Consider the following 21024-nt stretch of genomic DNA (forward strand, 5'->3'; position numbering starts at 1 on the left):
TTGCATTGTGTTTTCACTCCAGCCGTGGGCTGCAGTGTCCTGGTGCTTCTAGCGGTGAGGCCACACCTGTTCCCATTTCGAACACAGCCGTTAAGCTCACCAGCGCCGATGATACTCTTTCAGGGGAAAGTAGGTCAGCGCCAGGACAGTGCAGCCCACAAAAAACAGCAACCACTCGGTTGCTGTTTTCGTTGTCTTCGGGCGCGCCCGGTAACCTGCCAAACATTGGTTTCTCTGCTAGTATAGCTAAAACATATGAAGCAACAGAAAAAAATTGGCGTTGTTCTTTTGGCTGCTGGTAAAGGTAGCCGTATGGGTTTGTCTATCCCAAAAGTGCTTGTGCCTGTTGCCGGGCAGCCTATGATTCTACGCGCCGTAGGGGCGATCGAAGAAGGCGCGTTTGGAATGAAGCCTGTCGTGGTCGTTGGATATAAGCGTGCACAAGTTGAAAAAGCCGTTGGTAGCCGGGCACTCTATGCTGGGCAATCAAAGCAGCTTGGCACAGGGCACGCCGTTGCTACAGCGATGCCGCTTTTGAAAGGAAAGGTTAATCAGGTCATCGTGGCTAATGGTGATAGTCCTTTTCTCACTGCAGCTGTGCTGCGTAAGTTGTCGGCTATGCAACTACGGACGGGGGCAGCCATGGCGCTCGCCACAGCGCTTGTTCCTAACTATAGGGGTGTCCAGCGTATTTTTTCGAAGTGGGGGAGAATTGAACGTGATACAACTGGTCGTTTCGTTCGTCGCTGCATTGAGTATAAGGATGCAACAGCTGGAGAGCGACGAATCCGCGAAGTAAATTGCGGTCAGTATTGTTTCAATGCGGCATGGCTTTGGCGCACACTACCGAAATTACAGCGTAAAAATGTACAGCGTGAATATTATTTAACGGATCTCATGGCACTCGCTGTTGCTGATGGTGAGCGAGTTGTGCCACTGGTACTTAAAGATTGGCGCCACGGGGTCGGCGTCAATACACAAGGTGAAGTATTGCTTGCTGATCGGTTGGCGAGGCAGTAGCGCTACGTATGATTTCGACAATTGGAAATACAGTTCTTGATTTACATATTCATTCAAAATTTTCTCGCGCCTGTTCAAAAGATCTTCTGCTTCCGAATATTGCCGCCGCCGCAGCTCGCAAAGGCATCACGCTCATGGGGACGGGAGATTTCACGCACCCTGGGTGGTTTGCCATGATGGAACAAGAACTGACGCAGACTAGCAGTGGTTTTTATGAATGTAAGGCAGCCAAAACCGTACGGCCGGTTCAATTCGTTCCCACTGTTGAAATTGCTTGCATCTATAAAAAGAACGAAAAAGTTCGCCGTTTACATGTGTTGGTTGTTGCGCCCGATCTTTCGGTCGTAAGGAAAATTAATATCGCCCTAGCAGCAATTGGTAATCTAAAAGCAGATGGGCGACCAATGTTGGGGCTCGATGCGAAGCGTCTGCTAGAAATTGTGCTGAGCATTTCAGAAGCATGCATGTTTATTCCGGCACACGTCTGGACGCCGTGGTTTTCAGTCTTTGGTTCAAAATCGGGCTTTGATAGTTTGGAAGAATGTTTTGAGGAACTAACGCCATATGTCACTGCCATAGAAACGGGGCTTTCGTCGGACCCGCAGATGAACTGGCAGATTTCTCACTTAGACAAAGTAACCTTACTATCAAATTCAGACGCGCATAGTCTGGATAATCTGGGCCGTGAGGCGACAGTACTTACTGGCATGGATTGGACCTACGACGCGCTTCGTCATGCTCTTTCAAATACACAGTCAAACAAGATTGTTGGTACCATTGAATTTTATCCTGAGGAGGGGAAGTATCACGTTGATGGTCATGCAATGTGTGGTGTACGGTTATTACCTGACGAGACTCGACAGTTGCAAGGCGTATGTCCGAAGTGCGGGCGATCCGTTACCGTCGGCGTTCTTAGCCGAGCGTCTCAGTTAGCAGACCGTATGGTCACTGAACGACCAAGTAGCCGGCCAGATTATGTTTCTATTGTGCCACTGAGAGAAATTTTGTCAGAAGTAATTGGCGTTGGGAAACATTCAAAAGCAGTGGCGCGAATCTATGAGCAGTTGGTGCCAACGGTGGGGACTGAGTTCGAGGTTCTCATTGACGCGCCGCTCGCTCGCATACAGGCGGCTACGTCGCCTGCCGTAGCTGATGCGGTTAATCGCGTCCGACGAGGTGCAGTAACCATAACGCCTGGGTACGATGGTATTTTTGGCTCTATTAGCCTGTATGGTTTAGAAGGTCCGCCTGGTCCGGCAGAAAAAACTATTTTTGGGTAAGCAAAAAGAGCTCCCTAGGGAGCTCTTTTTGCTGTGAGGACAGAAGCGGTTATCGCTTCTTTGCCTTCTTCACAGTCTTCTTCTTCTTAGGAGCGGCCTTGCGCTTTGGTGCCGCCTTCTTCACTGTCTTTTTCTTTGCTGCCTTTTTCTTTGCTGCCATGAAAATCACCTCCGTCCAATTATGCGTAACAGTGATGCGTTCGCTTTCGCGTAGTACATGTGTTGCGCTAAAATTTTTTTGTAACGCGATTGTGCGTTTCAAAAACTGTAATCATTATATACTAAAAAAATATCGTCAACAATATTTTTTGCAACAAAATAACATTCGCCGTAGCGAATGTTATTTTGTTTCGTAGCAATCTATTGCAGTGACGAGTGAAGCAGAATTTTTTTGGTGGACCCGAGGGGATTCGAACCCCTGACCTCTCGGATGCAAACCGAGCGCTCTACCAACTGAGCTACGAGCCCGTGAAAAAGATGTTACGGTAAAGTTGTGAATCCTGCAAAAAGACCACCAAACAGGCCTAAAAGTACATTTCCAATAAGTCCGGTTACCATAAGTAAACCGATTATGATTGCCGCGACACCAACCAACTTATAGCCAAGGCGCGATCCACCGTAGAAACGTAACCACTGTTCAGCCCAACCCATTGAGCCGGCAAAGGTTAGAATTTTTTCTGTGTAGACAACAATGAGCGCGCCGATTGTTGTAATGATGAGGCCCCAGATGATTTGCATAGGCTGTGGATAACTTCTTATTTTTTTACGTACAACGTCTTACGGTAACGGTTTGTTCACTAATGTGTGTAGTAAACTTTTTGCGTCGTCGTTTACACTTTTATTTTTTTTTATCACATTGCACACCGTACATTGATGATAGACAATAAACGTATCGTGCTCGTAGCGTGTTGCGATAGGACGCATCATACCATGACACGTTGCTGCTCGGTCACCTGGGTCAATGTCCACATGTTTTGACCAGAGACATTTTGGGCAGTGATTCGTATATCCGTCACCCACTACATTTTGAGCGCAGTGTTCGCAGATGAAGTCCTCTTTCTTCCTCGTGAATGTCACGTGCCAATTCTACAGGTTTTTGGCTATTTGTGAAGCCGTGCTTGCCCAAGCCGTGTTGCACAGGTACGCTTAGCTACTATGCAAACAAAGGCCATAATTTTTGATTTAGAGGGGGTTATTGCCGACACCAATCACATTTGGGATGAGGCGGACCGCGCTTTCCTCAGTCAGCGCGGTCTCAATTGGAGTGATATGTCATGGGTTGAGGCAAAGGCATCTTTGAATGGGATGTCATTACGAGACGGTGCTTCCTATGTTAAGGATTATTTTAATTTGCCAGATGCTGTTGACGAGCTTATAGATGAACGATTTCAAATAGTGCAGCAGCTATTTCAAAAAACGATCACTTTCGTGCCGGGCTTTCAAGAACTTTGGCGATTGCTCCCAGATAGTAAATACAGAATGGCAGTTGCTACGGCGCTTCATCCCGAATTATTGACCATTGTTCAGGAGCGACTTGCGTTACCTACATATTTCAATACTCACATCTACTCGGTAAGCGAAGTTGGATGGAAATCAAAGCCAGACCCAGCTGTTTTTTTGTTTGCGGCAGAAAAGCTTGGAGTAGTGCCTAGTCAGTGTGTTGTTATTGAAGATTCTCCTAAGGGTATTATGGGAGCTCGGGCAGCAGGAATGAAATCCATAGGGTTCTCGGGAACTTTTGAAAAGCAGCACCTTAGTGCCGCTGACGTTGTTATTGATGACTTACTTGATGTGGCTACGTATATTGGCAAAGAAATATGAGTAGTGAAAAATTTGTATCGCGAGGTGGTGAAAAGTTGGCTCACGCCCTCGATACTTTTGCCGTGAATGTAACTGGTGCGATATGTGCCGACTTAGGCTGCTCAACGGGTGGCTTTACCGATTGCTTATTGCAGCGTGGTGCCAAGAAAGTGTACGCGATTGATACGGCCTACGGTGTGTTGGATTGGAAATTGCGAAATGACGCACGTGTGGTTGTTATGGAAAGAACCAATGCGCTCTACGCTGAGCTACCAGAACTTGTTGATGTGGTGACAATTGATGCTGGGTGGACGAGACAGCAGAAAATTATTCCGAAAGCACTCACGTTTATAAAACCAGGTGGTGTCGTGGTGACATTAGTTAAACCGCACTATGAAGCACTGCCGGGTCAGTTAGTTGCTGGGCGAGTGCCAGATGAACTCGTGTCGCAAGTGCTGGCAAAAGTGAAAAGCGATCTAGCCGCACTTGGCCTCCATGTAAAATCAGAGACTGAGTCGCCGATTGTGGGAGAAAAAGGTAGAAATCGAGAATTTCTATTCTTTATTTCTCCGGCGGGTAATTAATTTCCAAAATCTTCGAGGGAGTCCGGATTGGGGAGTCACTTGTTCTGGCTGACTTTCTGGTACTGGTTTAGTTGAAGGATGCTGTGGTGCGTGCCTTTCTCGCCACGCGTCCGCTTCGCACACTGCATAGGATTTAAAATTTTCGTGTTCTGAACAGAGTTCAATTGATTCGTGGGGCAAAAGATGGGGGCTGCGCTCTGGTATAGGTATGGCTATCAGAAGTTACGCTGATGCTTGTTTTGATGTAAGTCGGGCATAAAGGTATCCACCCGCAACTCCCGCATAAAATCCCAATGGCCCAGTAATAATAATACCAAGTAGCGGTCCTTGGTCTGCTTCCGGCGCAAAAAGAATTGGACCAACAAAACCAGCAATGAAGCTAATAAAGCCAAGAATACATCCACTGATTATTGCAATCTTCATGCGTCGCCGACTTTCTGCTGTCTGAATCTTGAGGTAAATCCACCAACAAAGAAAAGTATTTCCTACAGCAGGCAAGAGTTGAATGAACCATGAAAATATATTAAATCCGTCTTTCAGTTCTACAAATAAAGCAAACAAGTTATTTAATGCATCAAGACTGAAAAGAATTGCCAATACGAGGGCAACTTTTCGATGAGTTTTATAAGTAGTAGGAGTGATGGTTTTTGTATCTTCCATACATAATAAAATGAAAGCTAGCTTTAAACACCAAGGTGGCATTTGAAACGGGACGACCACATTGTATTGTTCATTGGGCAATGTAGGATTCGAACCTACGACCTTCTCGGTGTAAACGAGACGCTCTAACCAACTGAGCTAATTGCCCACAAAAAGATTTAATTTTGCTTCGTTACCTAAGTTTAGCAGACCTCATAATAATTGCGATTGCATCGCAATTACTGAAAATGACGGACGGTGTCCCGTGAAACGGGACGGCCTTCTCGGTGTAAACGAGACGCTCCCAACCCGCCACAATGTGAAACTTTGGGCGGGTAACCTCCGCCAGAGGCGGATCCGCCGTTGGCGGAAACTGCCTGTCCGCCATAGCTCCGACGATACTGCCGGAGCGAAGGAGGAAGTTCCGACGATGCTAGGCATGTCGGAACCCCGACCTGAAAGCGTCGGGGCTAATTGCCCACAATAAGGTTTTAATCCGGCTCCCTACGAGGTTTCTGTATACTTGCTTTTCTTGCTCCTGTCCAGGTAGGGGACTTCTGGTATACTAAGGGAATGAATTGGCTGCTTGTGGCACTAGCCGGACATTTTGCGAATGCTTTAGCGTTCGTTGTTGATAAAATATTACTGTCTGGACGTATGCAACGCCCAGGTGTTTATGTCTTTTTTATTGGCACACTTGGTCTCTTGGGTTTTGTGCTCTTGCCTTTTGGTGAGCTAACGATCTTGCCCGTGTCTGTTCTTGTTACGGCATTCATAGCTGGCGCTTCTTTCATGGCGGCACTGTTGGCATTTTTTAATGCTCTGCAGCAAGGGGAGACCACTCGAGTCGTGCCGGCGGTTGGTGCACTTGTTCCTCTTTGGACAATACTTTTTGCTGCCGTTACGCTTGGCGAAACGGTGTCATCCGGTCAGTTGTCAGGGATAGCCCTCTTAATTATCGGTGCGGTGGTTATATCGTATGAACGGGGACAAGCGAAGCGTCTTGGTTATAGAGAAGCGTATCTTACAGTCCTTGCTGCTGGCTTGTTTGCCCTTTCGTACACATTAACGAAAGTCGTTTTTAACCAAACCACGTTCATTGATGGTTTCCTTTGGATGCGACTGGCGGCCTTTAGTACTGTTGTCCCGCTCCTCATGGTGCCGGGTATTCGCCAGGCCATTTTTGCCCGTGGGGGCACTCGTCCATCGGCATTATTTTATGTTGGACAAGCGTTTGGTGCGCTTGGGTTTGTATTATTAAATTTTGCCGTTGCCTTGGCACCCCAGGTTTCGGTCGTGAATGCTTTGCAGGGCGTACAGTACGCCTTCCTTTTCATTCTGGCTGTATTTGTAAATCGTTTCTTTCCTGGCGCCATTCATGAAAGGATTACTCGAACGATAGTTTTGCAAAAAGTGTTTGCTTTGTTTGTCTTAAGTTTTGGCCTCTATCTTGTCGCTTGAGATGCGCGTAGGTATTCGTCGGTCATCTATACGTTGGGTAGCGCTGGCTATTTGCGCGGCCCTTATTGTTTGGCTAGCCTATCTTGCTCGGCCAGTAGCAGAGCAAGAGCAGCGCCTGGGTGTGACTTTTTCAACCAAGCAGGCGCTGGCATTACATCTTGATCCAAAGGTGGTGCTCGGAAGCGTTCTTGATGAACTCGGCGTTCGCCAGTTGCGTATCGTTGCGTACTGGGATGATATAGAACCAACGCAAAACACGTTTACTTTTTCAGAACTTGATTGGCAACTCGACGCAGCAGCGGCGCATAACGCTGAAGTTATTGTTGCGGTTGGTCGTAAGGTGCCGCGTTGGCCTGAGTGTTTCGTGCCGGCTTGGCTCCATACGTTATCAAATAGCGAACAAGACGCAGCATTGGAAGACCTATTGGTAGCCATTGTCAGTCGTTATGACAGTCGACCAGAAATAGTGATGTGGCAGTTAGAGAATGAGCCGTTCGTAAGCTGGTTTGGTTATTGCCCAGCACCACTCCGCGAACGGCTTGATCGTGAACTGACCATAATGAGGGAACGTACAGAGAAACCAGTGCTTATTACCGATTCAGGAGAACTGTCACTTTGGTCGCATGCTGCGACGTTTGCCGATACCTTTGGTACCACAATCTACCGAACTACCTGGAATAAGTACATTGGCTATTGGACCTATCCATTTCCGGCAGGACTGTATCGGGCGAAGGCTCGTCTTTGGGGACTAGACCCTGCGCACGTTCTCATTGCAGAGCTTCAAGCAGAACCTTGGCCGCCAGGTGTCTCCCTCGTTGAGGCGACCATTGAGGAGCAGTTGCGTTCCATGGACATAGATCGATTGAATAACCAAATAGCGTTTGCTAAGAAAACTGGGTTTGGTGACGCCTATCTTTGGGGCGTAGAGTGGTGGTATTGGATGCGTGAGCAAGGTCACCCAGAATTTTGGGAGCGTGGCAAAGAATTATTTCCAAGCGATAAATAAACGCTGGTTACAATGGCAGTACGGCTTTATGGCTAACGGTTTTACGGCTATACTAACCACATGATATATATTGGCGCTGATCATCGTGGCTTTGGCCTTAAAGAGTCATTAAAACGGTTTTTGACGAAGAATAGGATTCCGTTTGAGGACTTCGGAGCGGCAAAACTTGACCCCAGTGATGACTTTATTGATTATGCTTTGCCGGTTGCCAAAGCCGTTGCCACTGACCCCGTCATGCATCGCGGTATTTTAATGTGCGGCAGTGGTGTTGGCATGGATATTGCTGCTAACAAGGTGCGTGGTGTGCGAGCAGCATTGGTTCGGTCAGTGCATCAAGCCATTGGTTCAAGAAAAGACGATGATGCCAATGTACTGGTGTTTGATGCTGACGAGACCAGCGGGGCTGATGCCGCCGATATCGTTCAGGTTTGGCTGTCCACACCATTTAGTAACGAGCCACGGTATCGTAATCGCCTTGATAAGCTGGCAGCACTCGAGCAAGAGATGTTTTCTCCAAACAAATAAAGTATGGTTATCATTCCAAGTATTCTTACCGATTCTTCGCAAGAACTTATCTCGCGGGTGCAGTCGGTGGCTGGCTTGGGTTTGACGGTGCAGGTAGACTTTATGGACGGGCAATTTGTGCCGACCAAATCGGTGTCGCCCGATGACCTGCCTGAATTACTTCGAGATGTTGAATGGGAGGCGCACTTAATGGTGCGCGATCCGCTTAGCTGGAGCCCGCCACTGTATCGACTTGGCGTTAGCCGTGTGTATTGGCATGTTGAGGCGCTCGACGGTGTGTTGCGTCTTCCGAGGCCATCGAGCCGCATTGAGCATGGGCTTGCGTTGCGGCTAGAAACGCCAGTCACGGCCATAGAATCGTACGTACCCAGTTTGACCTCACTATTACTCCTCAGCATAGAAAAGCCAGGGTATCAGGGCGAAGTATTTTCTGAAGCAGTCTATGAAAAAATTAGGACAGTGAAAGCACGCTACCCCCAATTAAAGTTGACCATTGATGGCGGGGTAAAAATTGAACATATGAAGCCGTTGTCAAAGCTGGGTGTTGATCGGGTTGCCGTGGGGAGTACGTTTTGGAAATTTGGGGACCCAAAGACGGTACTCGCCGCGTTTCGGCAAGCGACACTCTAATGGCATACGCCATACGCTATATGCTGTACGGTTTACGAATGAAAACTCGGATTGAGAAGTTTTGATGAATCCGATGACACACATATCCGATAAAAAAATAAAAGCACTTGAACAAACGGCGAATAAAATTCGCCAGTCTATTATTGAAATGCTCGTGGCGGCTGGCTCTGGACATACGGCTGGTCCGCTTGGTATGGCCGATGTTTTTACCGCTCTTTACTTTGCTGTTCTCAAACACAATCCTAAAAAATCACTCTGGCCAGAGCGCGATTACTGCGTGCTTTCAAATGGGCATATTTGTCCGGTGCAATACGCTACGTTAGCGCATGCTGGTTATTTCCCTGTGCGTGAATTAATGACGTTACGAAAACTAGGCTCTCGGCTGCAGGGGCATCCGCATCGAGGTTCTCTACCCGGTATTGAAACGACGTCTGGCCCGCTTGGGTCAGGACTCAGTCAAGCGCTTGGCATAGCTATCGGTCTTAAGATGGATGCACGCAAGAACCAAGTTTACTGTCTGTTGTCTGATGGCGAGCACGACGCTGGCAACACGTGGGAGGCGGTGTTGTTGGCTGGTAAGCTCCGACTCGATAACGTAACGGCGATTATTGACCGCAACAATATTCAGATTGACGGCATGACCGAAGACATCATGCCACTTGAATCATTGAAAGAAAAATACGAAGCATTTCGTTGGCACGTCATTGAAGTAAATGGTCACAATATGACAGAAATTATCAATGCCTGTGAAACAGCTCGGTCAATCTACGAAAAACCAGTTGTTATTATTGCCCATACTATCCCAGGAAAAGGCATAGAGGAGATTGAATTTGATTATCGATGGCATGGTAAGGCTCCAGCAGGTGTGGAGGCAAAGGAATTTTTGCACGAGCTTAGAACGTTGGGCGGGAAAATAAAAAGTGAACACGAGTAATATGAAAACATATAGGAACCTTATAATAAGGTCAGTACTGAGTCTGCTATTATTTTATGCCCTTTTTCATTCGCTGTTGCTTGTCGCAATGCAATTTGCTGCAGTGTTGGAATTCTTCTTGACGATGGATGTTGAAGTCGCCTGGCTTATCTCATTTAGTTTAATTGGTCTATTTTGTGCTGGCATTTTGCGTCCTTTTATTTTGTCGCCCATTTTTTTGGCTCTCGGTGTAGAGTTAGCCGATTTTTCGTATAAATCAAAATTCAAAGAAGGCTTAGGTTACGCTGTCTTAATCGTTCCATTATTTTGGTATCTATCCTATGACGCAACTCAGTTTCTCAGGTTCTCGTAAATTTACACTTTAAGTTCCTAAAGTGAGCACGAATAAACATGGGAGTTTCTAAAAAAAGCAATTTACTGGACAAAATATTTGAGGTTAAAGACGTGGTGCAGAAAGCTACGAGGGAAGGCTATGGCCAAGGTCTTCTTGAAGCAGGCAGAAAAGACGAGCGTATTGTAGCTTTGTGCGCAGATCTGACCGAGTCAACGCAGACCATACATTTTGCTGAAGCCTTTCCTAACCGGTTTATTGAGATTGGTGTTGCTGAACAAAATTTGGCAGCTGTGGCGGCAGGGCTCGCGAACTACGGTAAAATTCCATTCATTTCAAGTTATGCGACGTTTAGTCCCGGACGAAATTGGGAGCAAATTAGAACCACCATTTGTTACAATAATGTGCCGGTTAAAATTGTTGGTTCCCATGCCGGTGTTTCCGTTGGTCCTGACGGTGCTACGCATCAGGCGTTGGAAGATATCGCCATTATGCGAGCATTGCCCAACATGACGGTACTGTACCCGTGCGACGCCAATGAAGCGCAGAAAGCCACACTGGCTGCTGCTAAGACAAAGCATCCCGTTTACCTCCGTCTTGCTCGTGAAAAAACAGCCGTGTTTACTACCAAGCAAACACCGTTTGTTATTGGTAAAGCCGAAGTTTTTTTTGAGAGCAAAGGAAAGCCTGATGTTGTGCTTCTTGCTTCAGGGCCGCTCGTGTACGAAACAATTATGGCCGCGCATGCCCTTGAAAAAATAGGTCGCAGCGTTCGGGTAATTAATCTTCACACAATAAAACCAATTGATGAGCGCACCCTCATTAAGGCAGCACGGGACGCCGGTGCCATTGTTACTGTTGAAGAACATCAGATTGCCGGCGGCATGGGGTCTGCCGTAGCCGAGATTCTAGCACAACATAACCCAGTCCCCATTGAGTTTGTCGGTATTAAGAATCATTTCGGAGAGTCTGGGACGCCAGAGCAGCTTTTGAAAAAATTTGGCTTGACCGAAGCGGGCATTGTGCGTGCAGCAAAACAGGCTATAGCGCGAAAGCGGTCGTCATAGTGAGCTGTGCTACCATATATCTATGCTATACGACCTCTTCACTATTGGCCCAGCCGGCCTTGATACACTGGTCAATATCGATGACGCTGACGTGCACTGCAGTATAAATACGCAGTTGTGCCAAGTGTGCTTACGGTACGGTGACAAGATTATTGCCAAAGGTATTACAACAAAAACGGCCTACAATGGCATGAATAATGCGGTTGGCGGCGCACGACTGGGTATGAAAACAACGATGTACTGCGTGGTTGGGGATGACGATAATGGACAACGCATTCTGCGCACTCTGCGCAAGGAAACGGTTTCGCCACGGTATGTGCAAGTTGCTCGAAATCGTTCTACGAATGCATCAGTGGTTATTGATTATCATGCAGAACGGACCATTCTCGTACACCATGGAGCAGAAGATCGTTTTGATTTTCCTAAAAAGCCACCAGAAGCACACTGGGTGTATCTAACTTCTTTTGGTGGCCCGTATCAGTCCCTCTATCGCCAGGTTGTTCGTTACTTGGCCGCCCATCCAAAAACAAAGCTTGGTTTTAATCCAGGAAGTTTTCAATTAAAAGATGATGTTAAGCGCTTGCGCCCAATTCTAAAGCGAACGACGGCACTGTTCTTAAATCGAGACGAGGCCAGAATTATGACGGGCATTCGTCGCGAGAAGACGGAGCGACAACTACTGAACGGCATGCTGGCACTTGGCGCGAGTATTGCGGTCATGACAGATGGGCCAGTCGGCTCATTCGCAACTGATGGTCGTTCCTATTGGCAGCTTGGCATTTACCCTTCGCCAGTGATAGAGCGTACTGGTTGTGGAGATAGTTTCGCCAGCGGATTTATGGCTGCGCTCCATTATAAGCAGTCAATGGTCGAAGCAATGCGGTGGGGAACGTTGAATGCCGCTGGCGTGCTGCAGCATATTGGTCCGCAAGATGGTTTGCTAACATTGTCGACGATGCGTCGGCAGGTCCAAAAAACGAAGCGGTCATTGCAGCCTCGGATACTGAAGTAGCGTATGAGGGGTAATTTTTTTCGTCAGGTTGATTGGTCGACCACGGTATCTATAAGGACGGTTGGCGTCGCACTTACTGCTGTCGTTGTTATTGCGGCAGCAGCATTCATCACTGCCGACACGATTTTCCGTTCGGCCAATACCGTTGTGAGTAGTAACGTGGCAACTGAAGCGTCTGTAGTTACTAGTGAAGGGTACAAATTTTCATTACCAATTACGTGGCAGGAAAATAAAAATAACGAGTTGGGTGAATACATCTTCGAGAATAATGGGCACACCATTCGTATTCGTACAATTGAGACCGTTACGACAACAACATTAATTCCGGCACCAGCCACGCCAGTTGTCCTACAAAATAGTGTTATGGCCGATCGGTATCGAGATTATGACCCAGCGACTGGAAAAGCAATGGATCGAGTGATTATTCCCCGAACTGGTGGTAGTTTTGTTGAAGTGAGTGGCTATGGTCCCATTTTTGAACGTCTGTTAGATTCGTTTACTTTCGTCAATTAACATTTGCTATGCAAAAACTTTCCGAAGTTTTTACTCAAGCAGTTGCGGAAAGGTGGGCTATACCGCATTTCAATATCTCTGATTTAGGAATGCTCAATGCCATTGCTGTCAAAGCGGCGGAATTGCGGGCGCCCGTTATGATTGGTGTGTCTGAAGGCGAACGTGCCGTTATTCGTGATGGTATTGCGGTGGCCATGGTGGCAGCGGCCGCCAAAACGTTCGGGGCGAGTTTGTACCTAAACGCGGACCATGCTAGAAGTCCCGAAAGCGCCATTGAAGCAATCACTGCCGGTTTTCAATCGGTTCACATTGATCTCTCTAAAGAGTCAGATGAAACAAATATTGCCGGTGTTTTGCAGGTAGTGGAAGCGGCTCGGGCCGCGGGAGACGTGATGGTGGAGGGAGAAATTGGCTACCTCGTGACCGATTCTTCGACCATTTATACTGAAGCTGTCGTTGTACCAGAGGAGAGCTTAGCCTCAGTAGAGCGAGCGGTGAATTTCATTCAGGCAACGAAGGTTGATCGCTTAGCCGCAGCGGTTGGCACCATTCATGGCATGGTCGTTAAAGATAATCTTGCGAAGGACAATGTGAACGTTGAGCGCGTCGGTCTAATTCATAGTGCGATCCCAACCGTACCGCTCGTCCTGCATGGTGGTGCCGGTGTGCCTTTTGATGCCGTGGCCGAGGCGGTCAAAGCTGGTATAGCAAACGTTCATTTTAGTACTGACTTACGGATCGCCTATATAACGGCCTTGCGTGCGTCGCTTGCCGGTGCGCCTGAAGAAATCATTCCGTACAAACTCTTCAAGCCGGCCGGTAGTGCGCTGCAGGAAGTTGTACGGGAACGCATTTTGTTGTGTGGTGCGGCTGGCAAAATTATTTGATCTGTATGTTTAGACGACTACTCGGGCCAATCGTAATACTTGCTATCGTATTAGTCGGCGTTGTCTATAGCTGGAATAAACTTCCTTGGCTGCGTGATAGTACTGAAAAAGAGACTGAAATTGTCGAAGTAATCGTTCCGGAACCTGAGGCGCCAAAAACATATGCGACCGCTCCTGAGGTTGACTACTTGGCGCCAGATTTTGCCTTACCGAGAATCGGTAATGGCGACGAACGACTTAGTCAGTTTGTTGGTCGGCCAATTATTCTCACCTTCTGGAGAACTGATTGCCCGTTTTGCGTAAGTCAATTGGCGACGTTCAATATTACGGCACTATTATCCTCGAAGCCGGTCGTCGTATTGGCGGTAAACAGGGGACAGCCAATTGAGGCAGTGGTTAATTGGAGGCAATCACGAGAGCCATTCCCTGCGGTACGGCTTTTTGTTGATACAAATGAGGAAGTATCGAATCTTTATAAAGCAACTGAGCTGCCAGTAACGTTTTTTATTGATGCCACTGGAGTTATCCGAAGTCGATTTACTGGCGAACTAGCGTTTGATCAAGTTCGTGAAGCCCTTGGCCAGCTTACGGCAGAGCCGTAGAGTGCAAAATACCCGGTCGCTTGGTTATCCACCGCGTCTTGTGGGGTTGGATGATTGTCCCACTGTGCTATACTGGCAAACACTGTTTTTCTCCCAGTAAATAAAGTTTTTTGACTCACAGCAGTTTGTTGCGTTTTCTTGACCCTAACAATATCTTGTGGTATTTTTTGTTAAGCACCACTAGATGTAGACAATTCAGCCTCGCATCGCCGTACTGTACAGAGGTGTCCCTCCATTGTTTGCTTTGTTAATTGCTAACCTTACCTTGCCAGGTTATGTCAACAACTCGCATCGACGCATCGCTCCGTGCTACTCCTAGGTCTTCAGTCGTTAGCGAGGATGAAGGGTATCGAATAGAACATTTTTTTACAAAACCAGGAGTGCATCCGTATGATGAGATTGTTTGGGAGCAACGGACAGCGAGTATAGCAAGTAGTGGCGGGCAAGTTGTTTTTGAACAAAAGGACGTCGAGATTCCAGATTTTTGGTCGCAGTTGGCCACGAATGTTGTTGTTTCAAAATATTTCCGTGGGCAAAACGGTACACCGCAGCGGGAACGCAGTGTTAAACAATTGGTGAGCCGAGTGGCCGACACTATTACTGAGTGGGGAAAAACTGGTGGGTATCTTCGCGATGAAGAGGCTCCCATTTTTAATGCTGAGCTTGCGCACCTGCTTGTGTATCAGAAGGCAGCATTCAATTCACCAGTCTGGTTTAATGTTGGCGTCCGAGAGAAACCGCAGTGCTCGGCCTGCTTCATTCTTTCGGTCGAAGACACAATGGAGTCGATTCTTGATTGGATCAAGAAAGAGGGGATGATTTTTAAGCACGGTTCTGGTTCGGGTATAAATCTTTCCACTTTGCGATCTTCAAAAGAACGATTGTCGCTTGGCGGCACAGCGTCTGGTCCGGTTTCGTTCATGCGCGGCGCTGATGCCTCGGCCGGTGCCATTAAGTCAGGCGGGACAACGCGACGGGCAGCTAAGATGGTGGTTTTGAATATTGATCATCCAGACATCGTTGAGTTTGTGCGCAGTAAAGAATTAGAAGAGAAAAAAGCTTGGGCACTTGGCGCCATGGGGTACGACATGGGGCTAAACGGCGAAGCCTGGCAGTCAATTCAATTTCAGAATGCGAATAATTCTGTGCGTGTTACGGATGAGTTTATGCGCGCCTATGAAGCGGATGGTGATTTTTCAACACGGGCCAGCACAACCGGTGAGGCGGTCGAAACATTCAAAGCACGTGACCTTATGAAGATGATTGCTGACGCCGCTTGGGTGTGTGGTGATCCAGGTATGCAGTACGACACGACTATCAATGCGTGGCATACCTGTCCAAACACTGGCCGTATTAACGCCTCAAATCCGTGCTCAGAGTACATGCATATTGATAATTCAGCCTGTAACTTGGCGAGTATCAACCTGTTGAAGTTCGTGCGAACTGATGGCCAGTTTGACGTTATTGGTTTCCGGCGGGCGGTAGAGATTTTACTTTTGGCGCAAGAGATTATTGTTGGTTTCTCCAGCTATCCAACGCCAGAGATAACGAGAAACGCCATCGATTACCGCCAGCTTGGATTGGGGTACGCTAACCTTGGTGCATTACTCATGGATCGTGGCCTTCCGTATGACTCTGATGAAGGCCGTTCTTACGCGGCTGCTATTACGGCGCTCATGACTGGCACGGCGTATGAGATGTCAGCCCGTATTGCTTCTCGGGTTGGACCGTTTGCAGGCTTCATGAAGAACCGTGAGCCAATGCTCGGTGTTATCTTAAAGCACCAGGCAGCTATTCGAGACATTGACGCACCGGCCGTAGCGCAAGACCTCATGGAGGCGGCGTATGAAGTATGGGCGTCGGCGCTCACTTTGGGTGAACAATTTGGTTATCGAAATTCCCAGGCCACCGTGCTGGCCCCCACCGGTACCATCGCCTTCATGATGGATTGCGACACCACTGGTGTTGAGCCGGACATTGCCCTTGTTAAATACAAGACACTCGTTGGTGGCGGCATGATGAAAATTGTGAACCGCACCTTACCTGCGGGACTCAGACGACTCGGGTACAGCGAAGAACAAATAAAAGAAATGGTTGAGTATGTAAACGAGCAAGAAACTATTGAAGGTGCGCCGTACTTGAAGGAAGCAGACCTCGCCGTATTCGATTGTGCCTTTAAGCCCGTGAACGGAGAGCGTTCCATTCACTACCAGGGTCACATTAAGATGATGGGTGCCGTACAGCCGTTTATTTCTGGTGCCATATCGAAGACGGTGAACATTCCAGAGACGAGCACTTCCGAAGAGATTGCTGAAATGTACTACGAGGCATGGAAATTAGGAGTGAAGGCGCTCGCTATTTATCGCGATGGTTCAAAGAAGACGCAGCCTTTGAATACGGGCAAAAAGAAAGAAGCAGCACAAACAGTATCTATTGAGGCAGATGTGTCCGTTTCTGTAACCGAGGACCCCTCACTTCGTCGTCACAAGCTTAAGGATACTCGTCGGGCAGTAACGCATAAATTCACCATTGCTGGTCACGAAGGGTATGTCACTGTTGGCCTGTACGATGACGGTCAACCAGGGGAAGTCTTCCTTACCATGAATAAAGAAGGCTCCACTATTTCTGGGCTGATGGATGCCTTCGCCACCATGGTTTCCGTTTCCTTGCAGTATGGCGTGCCGCTAAAAGACCTCGTTCGTAAGTTCAGCCATATGCGGTTTGAGCCATCAGGATTTACCAGAAATGAGGACATTCCTATTGCTAAATCCGTCATCGATTACATCTTCCGGTGGCTTGGTATGAATTTTCTTTCAGCTGCTGATCAAGTTGAAGCCGGTCTAACCGCACAGCCAACAGCGGCAACTGAAGTTGTCGGGGAAATGAAGACCGCTATACTTCCGCAAACGAAAGCAGTACCAGTAATGCAGGACACGAGCGGGCAAGTGGTTATCAACGAACACTTTACGGTTCGAGTACAGGGAGATGCGCCAACCTGCGCTGACTGCGGCAGTTTAATGGTGCGTAATGGTGCTTGCTACAAGTGTTGGAACTGCGGGTCAACTTCCGGCTGTTCTTAGGATTCATTCATTAGTTCTACGCTCCTATAAAAAGCGGCCCCCCAGTGTCAGTTCTGGGTGGGCCGCGGGACGGGTCGTGTGGAGAATGTTTCCGTTTCCGGAGGGGCGACTTAGTCGCTGCCTTTCGGAAGGACCGTCACCTGCCCGTTGGCGGTGATCGCGACCCGGATTGAAGCGTAGTCGTCGTCGCTACTCTCGTCGAGGTCGGGCACGCGGACATTCGCGTACAGATGGTCCGATCCGCACCCCGGTGCCATCTCGATTTGAGTGACGACACCTTCGTAGATGCCACCATCGATCGACACCGCTACCTTCAGACCCTCGAGTAGCATGGTGATTGCCACGATGGTCAGGGATGGTCCCTGAATCAGTGTGGCCGTAGATACCTTTAAATTGCTCATGGACTTTTTTCCTCCGCTCCGTTGTATTGTGGGACCATACTTTATTACTACGATGTTTTCAAATAGTCAATGTTAGAAGGTGTCATGAGATGCCTCAGTGAAATATTTTGGTAACATACAGTAATGAAAGATAAAGGCATTGAACCAAAGGAATACTCGCAGTTTTCTGCTCCAGAGCAGGCACCCGAAACAGCCACTAATATGGAGGTAGCGTTATTTTATATGGAACACATCACGCGTCCTTGTGAAGTTGAGGTGGCGCCGGGGCAAGTGGAAAATATTAGAGAATTTTATATTAGATTAGCGAAAGGATATATTCCTAAAATGACCAATGCCTTCGCAAAAAAATGTTAGAGGAAAAAATTAAAGAGTACGAATAATATTGTGAAAACTGCCGCAATAAACACTCATTTGAAATAGTATTCTCAGAGAGACGCCTCGGCAGGGAAGCCGGGGCGTCAGGTCTCTCTCCTCATTGTTGCCGCCCTCTCAGGCGGCTTGTTTGCGAAGAACCACACAGGTGGTCCACAGAAGAAACTTCCTGCAGGCTTCCCATTGCTGTCCTCGCCGGAGTTCGTCTTCGGCGACGGGTTCGCCGGTCGCAGCGTAAAAAACAGCGCCGCAATGGCTGCATCGAGATACCCCGCTAATCTCGATGAGGTGCCCGATGGCGTCGCATTTGGTACACGTGCCGCTGCCTCCACCGTTCCGGTAACCTAAACCATTCATAGGGACACTCCTTGGCTGCTTTGCTTGGTCGTAGTTCCGTACTTTTTAGTGTAATCTTAATTGAACAAAGTACAATATGGGCAAAAAATATCCACCCACTCCACCCGTCACTATTCCCGAAAAGCACGGTCTTTTTATGATTTACGAGGGACGAGGTAAAGGGAAGACTACGGCCGCTATTGGTATGGCCGTTCGGGCGCTCGGCACCGGCATGAATGTTTTCATCATTCATTTTATTAAGGGCGAATGGCCAAACGGTGAGCGAGACTTTTTTGCCGCCTATGGCGAGCTACTACCGCTGTACAAAGGAAGCAAGAAACTTGGTCACGTTCATGTCGAGTCCTCCGGCAAGGGTTTTGTTAAAATTTTAGGAGATAAGAAGCCGATGCGTGTGCATAAAGACGCCGCCAAGCGTGGCCTAGCACGCGCTAAGCGTGCCCTGAAGAGTGGTGACTACCAGCTCATCGTTATGGATGAAGCAATAAGTGCCATAGAAGAAAAGTTAATCACCGTGCAAGACCTTCTCGCAGTTTTGAAGGTTAAGCCGCCACTTACGCACCTTGTTATGACTGGGCATTTTGCGCCAAAGGCATTAGTTGCAAAAGCGGACTTGGTGAGCCGAGTCGATATGGTGAAGCATCCGTACTATAAAGGCATTTTGGCACAGAAAGGTATAGATTTTTAAGGTGCGGCCTCTGAACTTTTTTTTCGAACCAGCCATGCTACACTTACGCGTATGAAGGTAAATTCTCGACAATTCTTCTTCTTTGCTATGCTTTTCGGTGCGGCCAGTTTGGTATTCGCGCTTTTTTTCCCGTATCTACAACCACTGGCGATTGCGGCAGCGTTGGCAGTTGTTTTTCGGCCAGTCCATCGTAAGTTACAGAGTTATGTTGGTGCGCCAAATGGTGCCGCCGCTTTTTTGACCGTGGTTATTTCTGTGGGGCTTGTCCTTGTGCCACTCCTCATTTTGGGGAGTCTTGTTTTTTTGGAAGCCAGAGGTCTCGTGACCTATTTGCGACTTGGTGGTTACGGTGGTGTAGAGGATGACATTGTAGATATCCTGTCACGGTACATGCCAGGGCTTCGTAGTAATTTGGCCAGCTACGTCCAAGACATTGGGCTTAGTGTGGCTGGTAATGTGCGGGGTGTTTTGTCTGGTACTGTGTCGGCACTTTTTAACTTCGCGCTTAGTGCCATTGCCTTTTTTTATATATTGAAAGATGGTGACCGATTTGCGGCGGCATTTGCAAAAGTGAGCCCATTTAAAGAAGAACGAGATTATCAAATACTCGACAGGCTTGAAACAGCGGTGAATGCTGTCGTTACCGGCACTGTGGTTGTTGCCGTTGCGCAAGGCGTATTGGCCGGAATTGGTTTTGCGATTTTTGGTATCCCAAGTCCGGCACTGTGGGGTGGGGTAGCCATTTTTGCGGCACTTATTCCGGGCATTGGTACCTCACTCGTCGTTGTTCCCGCTGTGCTTTACCTGTTGTATGCTGGTTCACCAATCATGGCGCTTGCCTTACTTGCCTGGGGGGCGGTTCTCGTTGGGTTAATTGATAATATTCTTCGGCCTTGGCTGATTGGTCGCAGTTTTAATATCCATCCATTTTTGGTGCTGTTATCAGTCTTCGGTGGGCTACAACTTTTCGGACCGTTAGGCATTATTCTTGGGCCAATTTCGCTCGCCTTACTCATAGTGTTGCTCGATCTTTCGGACCACTATCTTGACGGAGAGTAAGGTGAGTAAATATTTCGGTTTGGCCCCAATTTTGCACTAGACACCTTTCTACAATTTGTTATACTCGTTTGACCGATAACATTTCGGTCGTTCTTTTCTAAAAAGTAACGTTCGTAGGGAAGAGGGAGCAATCCCCACAGACCCGCTACGGTAGCCAGTCCGGCCACACTACGAATTTTACTCAAGTGAGTTCTTAACTCTCCGAGGATCGAGAGCGTGGAAAAAAAGGTCGCACTTCGTGCGTACCCGTTTCCGCGTCTTCACGCGGTTTTTTCATTACTGCGGCTCTTCGAGTTGTGAATTCACACCTGGATATGGTGACTTTTGTGCGCCTTGCGCCTTGATAGGCGCAGCTGCGCCTAGGTCACCGAAATTTGGCAGCGGGTGAATCATTAAATCCCGCACACCACTATCCAGAAAGAGGCCCCTTCTAGCACACCCACCCACCCACCTTTCCTTTCTTTTCTTTCTTTTCTTTTAGTGCGTATGGGGTCTTCTTTCTTTTCTAACGTTTTTCAATACGTTTAAGCGAGTCTTGTCGTTTACGAAATTGACAGCCCAAAGCATTTTGCTACTATCCAATTACAATTCAAAAAGCGTTGATGGAGTTGACACTCCGGAGCTGCAGGAAGAACCTCTTGAAAGAGATAAGTAGAACCTTGCCGGGAATTCCCGTTATAGAATAGAGGTGTCCTAATTAGAGGGCACTGATAAGCTTAGACAGGCGACTGTCTAAGAAAACAGAGTGGCACCACGAGTAACCTCGTCTCTGTCTATCC

Annotated in this window: 24 protein-coding genes, 2 tRNA genes and 1 rRNA gene; 20 read left to right on the plus strand and 7 right to left on the minus strand. The window is 47.9% G+C overall.

Annotated features, from left to right (window positions below):
* Positions 1-38 precede the first annotated feature (38 nt).
* The 3 genes from rrf to WC052_01960 all read left to right on the plus strand — a co-directional run bounded on the left by rrf (position 39) and on the right by WC052_01960 (position 2300).
* A 5S ribosomal RNA gene (gene rrf, locus WC052_01950) occupies positions 39-146 on the plus strand.
* 109 nt (positions 147-255) lie between these two features.
* Positions 256-1020, plus strand: a complete 765-nt coding sequence (locus WC052_01955) for an NTP transferase domain-containing protein (GenBank protein ID MFA7286406.1) — start codon at positions 256-258, stop codon at positions 1018-1020.
* Between the two features lie 8 nt (positions 1021-1028).
* The gene (locus WC052_01960) at positions 1029-2300 is read left to right on the plus strand and encodes an endonuclease Q family protein (protein ID MFA7286407.1); all 1272 of its coding nucleotides are present in this window, start codon (positions 1029-1031) and stop codon (positions 2298-2300) included.
* Between the two features lie 49 nt (positions 2301-2349).
* On the opposite strand, the gene WC052_01965 is transcribed toward WC052_01960, so the two are convergent.
* The 4 genes from WC052_01965 to WC052_01980 all read right to left on the minus strand — a co-directional run bounded on the left by WC052_01965 (position 2350) and on the right by WC052_01980 (position 3377).
* On the minus strand, positions 2350-2562 hold the full coding sequence (locus WC052_01965; protein ID MFA7286408.1) for a hypothetical protein: 213 nt from the start codon (positions 2560-2562) through the stop codon (positions 2350-2352).
* 130 nt (positions 2563-2692) lie between these two features.
* Positions 2693-2768: transfer RNA gene (locus WC052_01970), tRNA-Ala, on the minus strand.
* Between the two features lie 12 nt (positions 2769-2780).
* Complete coding sequence (locus tag WC052_01975) at positions 2781-3038, minus strand: hypothetical protein (protein MFA7286409.1); 258 nt, start codon at positions 3036-3038, stop codon at positions 2781-2783.
* A 39-nt stretch (positions 3039-3077) separates the two neighbouring features.
* Entirely contained in the window at positions 3078-3377 is a 300-nt protein-coding gene (locus tag WC052_01980; GenBank protein ID MFA7286410.1) for an RNHCP domain-containing protein, read from the minus strand.
* Between the two features lie 78 nt (positions 3378-3455).
* Here WC052_01980 and WC052_01985 point away from each other — a divergent pair, with 78 nt between their 5' ends.
* Positions 3456-4121 carry an HAD family phosphatase gene (locus WC052_01985; GenBank protein ID MFA7286411.1) on the plus strand — a complete coding sequence of 222 codons (666 nt, stop codon included), beginning with the start codon at positions 3456-3458 and terminating at the stop codon, positions 4119-4121.
* On the plus strand, positions 4118-4684 hold the full coding sequence (locus WC052_01990; protein ID MFA7286412.1) for an SAM-dependent methyltransferase: 567 nt from the start codon (positions 4118-4120) through the stop codon (positions 4682-4684). The genes WC052_01985 and WC052_01990 overlap by 4 nt, the downstream gene beginning before the upstream one ends.
* Before the next feature lie 222 nt (positions 4685-4906).
* Here the strand turns inward: WC052_01990 and WC052_01995 are convergent, their stop codons facing one another.
* Together WC052_01995 and WC052_02000 are read right to left on the minus strand one after the other, a co-directional pair.
* Positions 4907-5344: a hypothetical protein gene (locus WC052_01995; GenBank protein MFA7286413.1), complete on the minus strand. Its 438-nt coding sequence runs from the start codon at positions 5342-5344 to the stop codon at positions 4907-4909.
* 74 nt (positions 5345-5418) lie between these two features.
* A tRNA-Val gene (locus tag WC052_02000) sits at positions 5419-5492 on the minus strand.
* Between the two features lie 404 nt (positions 5493-5896).
* On the opposite strand from WC052_02000, the gene WC052_02005 reads away from it, so the two are divergent.
* The 12 genes from WC052_02005 (at position 5897) to WC052_02060 (ending at position 17371) form a co-directional block, all read left to right on the plus strand.
* Positions 5897-6784: an EamA family transporter gene (locus tag WC052_02005; protein MFA7286414.1), complete on the plus strand. Its 888-nt coding sequence runs from the start codon at positions 5897-5899 to the stop codon at positions 6782-6784.
* 1 nt (position 6785) lies between these two features.
* A complete protein-coding gene (locus WC052_02010; GenBank protein MFA7286415.1) occupies positions 6786-7790 on the plus strand; it encodes a hypothetical protein in 1005 nt (334 codons plus the stop codon).
* A 60-nt stretch (positions 7791-7850) separates the two neighbouring features.
* Positions 7851-8315 (plus strand): RpiB/LacA/LacB family sugar-phosphate isomerase, encoded by a 465-nt coding sequence (locus tag WC052_02015; protein MFA7286416.1) that lies wholly within the window; start codon positions 7851-7853, stop codon positions 8313-8315.
* Positions 8316-8318: 3 nt separating this feature from the next.
* Positions 8319-8945: a hypothetical protein gene (locus tag WC052_02020; protein ID MFA7286417.1), complete on the plus strand. Its 627-nt coding sequence runs from the start codon at positions 8319-8321 to the stop codon at positions 8943-8945.
* A 64-nt stretch (positions 8946-9009) separates the two neighbouring features.
* Positions 9010-9879, plus strand: coding sequence for a transketolase (locus WC052_02025; protein MFA7286418.1), 870 nt, complete (start codon positions 9010-9012; stop codon positions 9877-9879).
* Between the two features lie 124 nt (positions 9880-10003).
* Positions 10004-10231 (plus strand): hypothetical protein, encoded by a 228-nt coding sequence (locus WC052_02030; protein ID MFA7286419.1) that lies wholly within the window; start codon positions 10004-10006, stop codon positions 10229-10231.
* A gap of 38 nt (positions 10232-10269) precedes the next feature.
* Complete coding sequence (locus WC052_02035; GenBank protein MFA7286420.1) at positions 10270-11277, plus strand: transketolase C-terminal domain-containing protein; 1008 nt, start codon at positions 10270-10272, stop codon at positions 11275-11277.
* A gap of 22 nt (positions 11278-11299) precedes the next feature.
* Positions 11300-12289: a carbohydrate kinase family protein gene (locus WC052_02040; GenBank protein MFA7286421.1), complete on the plus strand. Its 990-nt coding sequence runs from the start codon at positions 11300-11302 to the stop codon at positions 12287-12289.
* 3 nt (positions 12290-12292) lie between these two features.
* On the plus strand, positions 12293-12802 hold the full coding sequence (locus WC052_02045; protein MFA7286422.1) for a hypothetical protein: 510 nt from the start codon (positions 12293-12295) through the stop codon (positions 12800-12802).
* 8 nt (positions 12803-12810) lie between these two features.
* On the plus strand, positions 12811-13689 hold the full coding sequence (locus WC052_02050) for a class II fructose-bisphosphate aldolase (GenBank protein MFA7286423.1): 879 nt from the start codon (positions 12811-12813) through the stop codon (positions 13687-13689).
* A gap of 5 nt (positions 13690-13694) precedes the next feature.
* A complete protein-coding gene (locus WC052_02055; GenBank protein MFA7286424.1) occupies positions 13695-14291 on the plus strand; it encodes a TlpA disulfide reductase family protein in 597 nt (198 codons plus the stop codon).
* 275 nt (positions 14292-14566) lie between these two features.
* Positions 14567-17371: a vitamin B12-dependent ribonucleotide reductase gene (locus WC052_02060; GenBank protein ID MFA7286425.1), complete on the plus strand. Its 2805-nt coding sequence runs from the start codon at positions 14567-14569 to the stop codon at positions 17369-17371.
* A gap of 110 nt (positions 17372-17481) precedes the next feature.
* On the opposite strand, the gene WC052_02065 is transcribed toward WC052_02060, so the two are convergent.
* Positions 17482-17772: a hypothetical protein gene (locus tag WC052_02065; protein ID MFA7286426.1), complete on the minus strand. Its 291-nt coding sequence runs from the start codon at positions 17770-17772 to the stop codon at positions 17482-17484.
* 123 nt (positions 17773-17895) lie between these two features.
* Here WC052_02065 and WC052_02070 point away from each other — a divergent pair, with 123 nt between their 5' ends.
* From WC052_02070 to WC052_02080, 3 genes are all read left to right on the plus strand, one after another.
* Positions 17896-18126: a hypothetical protein gene (locus WC052_02070; protein MFA7286427.1), complete on the plus strand. Its 231-nt coding sequence runs from the start codon at positions 17896-17898 to the stop codon at positions 18124-18126.
* A 451-nt stretch (positions 18127-18577) separates the two neighbouring features.
* Positions 18578-19186, plus strand: coding sequence for a cob(I)yrinic acid a,c-diamide adenosyltransferase (locus tag WC052_02075; GenBank protein MFA7286428.1), 609 nt, complete (start codon positions 18578-18580; stop codon positions 19184-19186).
* Positions 19187-19237: 51 nt separating this feature from the next.
* Positions 19238-20245, plus strand: coding sequence for an AI-2E family transporter (locus tag WC052_02080; protein MFA7286429.1), 1008 nt, complete (start codon positions 19238-19240; stop codon positions 20243-20245).
* Positions 20246-21024 lie beyond the last annotated feature (779 nt).

The sequence above is a fragment of the Patescibacteria group bacterium genome (assembly GCA_041675205.1).
GTDB lineage: Bacteria > Patescibacteriota > Patescibacteriia > GWA2-46-9 > GWA2-46-9 > JBAYUF01.